The organism is Brevibacterium sp. HMSC24B04, assembly GCF_001806835.1.
GTDB lineage: Bacteria > Actinomycetota > Actinomycetes > Actinomycetales > Brevibacteriaceae > Brevibacterium > Brevibacterium ravenspurgense.
This window is the reverse complement of sequence record NZ_KV786122.1, coordinates 1-3,860: the sequence shown is the minus strand read 5'-3', so window position 1 is coordinate 3,860 and position 3,860 is coordinate 1. Positions and strand designations below refer to the sequence as shown.

Below are 3,860 nucleotides of genomic sequence, written 5' to 3'. Positions count from 1 at the left end.
CTCAAGCTTCACGATTTTTGCAACAGAGCCTCTTGAGGTACTCGAGGACGGCGATGACGCGCTTGTTTCCTGTGCGCTCGTTAAGGTCGAGCATGGTGAAGATGCTGCTGATGTGCCGTTCCGCGATCGCGACGCGACATGCATACGGTCCCTGATTTGCTCGTTAGTGAGCTCCGTAGCCATGAGCGAATCGTCAGTATCGCGGAGGAGGTGCTGCGGGAGCGGGAAAGGATTGACCTTACTGACGCAGAGACCCAAAGCGCGAGCATCCCTCATCGCTTTGATGCCAGCCCTTCAACCATTGCAACTAACCCGAACTCGAAATCTAGGTCTTGATCGACAGGCTCACATCCGTTGTCGAGCGCTGTTTGTTCTTCTAGTACGAAACCGACCGTATAGCGGCTGATAGCCATGAGAGCTCGGACCGCAGAGACCTCAGCGAATCCTTCGGACACGAGAAACTCGATCTGACTTTCGGGGGCATCCGAGCCCGCTGGCATCTGGTCACTCTTTTGACGGTGAAACTCTGCGTGCAGCCGTGCTCCATCCCGGACTGCCAGAAGCGCTGTCCGGAAGCTCCGCGCGTTGCGCAGGAGAAAGTCGTCCCAGCGCTCCCCTGACTCTGGGAGTGAGGCGTGGTGTTCGCGATCAAGCACATCAGCTGCGAGCGATCCGAGCAGGTGGCCCTTTGTCCGAAAGTGCCAGTAGAGCGCTGGCTGCTGCACCCGCAGATGCGCAGCCAGCGCCCGCGTGGTGAAACCGTCGATCCCCGTGTTATTGAGCACATGCCTCGCACCGCGCAAGACTGCTGCACGATCGAGTCGCGCTTGTTTCTGAGCCATGCTTGCACTTTATCATCGATAACTTTATCGTTGATAAGGTGTCATCTCTCACTTCCGCTCGTGGCTCGTTGGCCACGGTCCTCATCACGGCTAGCCTCGACGCCGCCGGCATGGGCCTGGTGATGCCGATTCTCCCCGCACTGCTACACGAGGCAGGGGTCACCGCTGATGCGGTTCCGCTGAACGTCGGAGTGCTGATCGCGCTCTACGCGGTAATGCAGTTCATCTTTGCCCCCGTACTGGGAACACTGTCGGACCGATTCGGCCGCCGCCGGGTGCTGCTTGTTTCCCTGGCCGGTGCGACCGTCGACTATCTCGTGCTCGCCACGACATCCGCTCTGTCGGTGTTCTATATCGCCCGTGCAGTGGCTGGGATAACCGGAGCGACCAATGCGGTCACCGCCACCGTGATCGCCGACATCACGCCACCCCACCAGCGCGCCAAGCGTTTCGGTTTACTCAGTGCCTGCTATGGCGGCGGAATGATCGCGGGGCCAGCCATGGGTGGACTGTTCGGTGCCATCTCGCCACATCTGCCGTTTTTGCTCGCTGCTCTTCTCTCAGCGAGCAATCTGGCACTCACCTTTATCTTGTTACGCGAGACCCGTCCTGATTCCCCTGCGCGCTCTGCGTCGCTCGCTCAGCATCGTGGTCGCCCCGGCCTCAGCGCGGTGCCTGGGATTACCTTCCTATTAGTCGCATTCGGCCTTGTTCAATTCATTGGGCAGGCTCCAGGTGCGACCTGGGTGCTGTTTACTGAACACCGCCTCGACTGGAGTCCCGTCGAAGTTGGAATCTCCCTGTCCGTCTTCGGGATCGTACAGGTTCTCGTGCAGGCCCTCCTTACTGGCCGCATCGTGGAGTGGATCGGTGAGGCAAAAACAGTCATCATCGGGTGTGTTACCGACGCCTTGGGTCTCGTAGGCCTGGCGATTGTCACTGACGCATTTTCCATGGCGCCTATCTTGGCGGCACTGGGGATCGGTGGCATCGGCCTCCCCGCTCTGCAAACCCTTCTCTCCCAGCGCGTCGATGAACAGCACCAAGGGCGCCTCCAGGGTGTGCTCGCCAGCATCAACAGCGTCACATCGATCTTCGGACCGGTCGCTTTCACAACGATCTTCGCGCTCACTTACATCAACGCCGACGGCTTCCTCTGGCTCTGCGCCGCAGCACTCTACGTGCCCTGCGTGATTCTCATCATGCGTGGTACAGCAGCGTCCCCGAAGTTCGGCTCATGGGCGAGCGGCGACTCGATGTGAGTTGTGAGACGTGAGCAGGAGCAACACGGCGGCGACACTGCTTCGCCATGGCCGACTAGCGAGACGGCGCCACCGGGAAACTCGGCATCATCTACCAAGGACAGGTCAGCTGGGAGCCTGATAGACCCATCGAAATGTGCGTGCCGATCGCGGAGAAAGGCCGGGCGCATCGGATCGAGCCATAGCACCATGAGTCTTCACGGAAGTGCGTTGACGGAGACTTCGTTGTGAACCGGGCCAAGGGAGAGCTGGAGGCCCTCTCCGAGTGGCTTGCCGATGACATGAGCTGGACGCTCATCGAGAAATCCACACACAGCGGCCCCAGTGCAGCCCGAGAGGTGCGCCCGCCGTTCTCCCGAGCGGGTGGAGGTCATTTCTGTCGTCACCCACGGACGACGCGCTTCCTGCGACGGCTACCTCGAGGCTGGAGGAATGCGCGTCCGTTTCAGCCATGCGTTCCGCTTCGTCAGCACCCCCAAGACCGCGATGATCGCAGAACTGCGACGCTACTGCATCGAGACGCAGGTTGACTGAGGCCTGTGCGGACAGCACGAACGACCCTTAAGCCCGTAATCTGGGAACCGCAGAAACTACCCGATCGAAACGCAACTACTTTGCCGGCCCTACGGGGTTGGCTCGCGGTCGTCGTCCTTGGCCGCGACCGTGCGCAGGAGGTGCTTGTAGCCATCCCTCGCGATCATCACGCGCATCGAAACCGTCACGACGCTACTGCCTTCGACGATCAGGGGAGCGGGGACTGATCGCGGACGCGCTGTCCACTTTGGTTAAAAGATTGCGCCGCTGTAGACGACCGCCATCTAGATGCCGACGATGACCATGCTCTCGAGTGCGCCACTACCCACCATTAGTGTGGTCAGGGTCGGCTTCAGGTGATGAGTCCATGTCGGTAGGCGGTGATGGCGGCGTGGACACGGTTGTCGATGCCGAGGGTGTTGAAGAGCTGGGAGACGTATTGCTTGACGGTGCCTTCGGACAGATGCATGGCCCTGCCGATCTGGGCGTTGGAGAGTCCGCGAGCGATGTGGGTGAGGAGCTCGATCTGGCGCTCGGTGAGCAGGGCAGTGAGTTCGTCTCGCGCGGTTCGGGTGCGGTGGCCCGCTCGTTGCTCGGCGGCGAGCCAGCGGGCGACTCGAGGGGAGAACGCGCCTCCGCCGTGCGCGAGGGCCCTGACGCCGGCAATGAGTTGCTGAGGTTCGTCGGACTTGAGGAGGAAACCGAGGGCGCCGGCGTTGATCGCATCGGCGATGAGATGGTCGTCGGAAAAGGTGGTGAGCATGGCGATCGGAAGCTCGGGCAGTCGGTGCCGGATCTCACGGAGAGCTCCGATGCCGTCGAGTCGTGGCATCTGGATATCCAGCAGTGCGACGTCAACGCGGTGTGTTGCCGCGGCGTCGACGGCCTCGTGGCCGTTGCTGGCGAGGGCGGTGATGTCAAGGTCAGTGGCGGAGGCGAGAATAGCGGCGACGCCGGTGCGGACGAGCTGGTCGTCATCCGCGATCAGGACACGGATCGGCGGGGTGTCGGTGCGATCCTCCGGGGTCATGGCGCGGGAACCGTTCCGATCCTGCTGACCTGGTCGGAGGCGAAGCAGACGACGTGGACGTCGACTCGTTCGAAGAAGCTGATTTCCGCCTCGTAATAGTGACAGGTCTCGTCGGGGCGAGGCGGGAACTCATCGCGTGGAGGATCGAGCATCTCCAGGGGCTCTGTTGCAAAGATTGGCGGCAGTCAGAGG

At 61.5% G+C, this 3,860-nt stretch carries 4 protein-coding genes; 2 read left to right on the top strand and 2 right to left on the bottom strand.

Annotated features, from left to right (window positions below):
- Positions 1-272: 272 nt before the first annotated feature.
- The gene (locus HMPREF3092_RS10475; protein ID WP_010154754.1) at positions 273-842 is read right to left on the bottom strand and encodes a TetR/AcrR family transcriptional regulator C-terminal domain-containing protein; all 570 of its coding nucleotides are present in this window, start codon (positions 840-842) and stop codon (positions 273-275) included.
- Between the two features lie 38 nt (positions 843-880).
- Here HMPREF3092_RS10475 and tet(33) point away from each other — a divergent pair, with 38 nt between their 5' ends.
- Positions 881-2,104 carry a tetracycline efflux MFS transporter Tet(33) gene (gene tet(33) / locus HMPREF3092_RS10470; RefSeq protein WP_074690335.1) on the top strand — a complete coding sequence of 408 codons (1,224 nt, stop codon included), beginning with the start codon at positions 881-883 and terminating at the stop codon, positions 2,102-2,104.
- 363 nt (positions 2,105-2,467) lie between these two features.
- Positions 2,468-2,638 (top strand): hypothetical protein, encoded by a 171-nt coding sequence (locus tag HMPREF3092_RS11370; protein WP_155818981.1) that lies wholly within the window; start codon positions 2,468-2,470, stop codon positions 2,636-2,638.
- Between the two features lie 352 nt (positions 2,639-2,990).
- Here HMPREF3092_RS11370 and HMPREF3092_RS10465 read toward each other — a convergent pair whose 3' ends face one another.
- Entirely contained in the window at positions 2,991-3,668 is a 678-nt protein-coding gene (locus tag HMPREF3092_RS10465) for a response regulator (protein ID WP_010154757.1), read from the bottom strand.
- Between the last annotated feature and the right edge of the window lie 192 nt (positions 3,669-3,860).

Bases quoted from the DNA above. Each gene is read 5' to 3' on its own strand.
- HMPREF3092_RS10475 (WP_010154754.1), bottom strand. From the start codon at position 842: ATGGCTCAGAAACAAGCGCGACTCGATCGTGCAGCAGTCTTGCGCGGT.
- HMPREF3092_RS10465 (WP_010154757.1), bottom strand. From the start codon at position 3,668: ATGACCCCGGAGGATCGCACCGACACCCCGCCGATCCGTGTCCTGATC.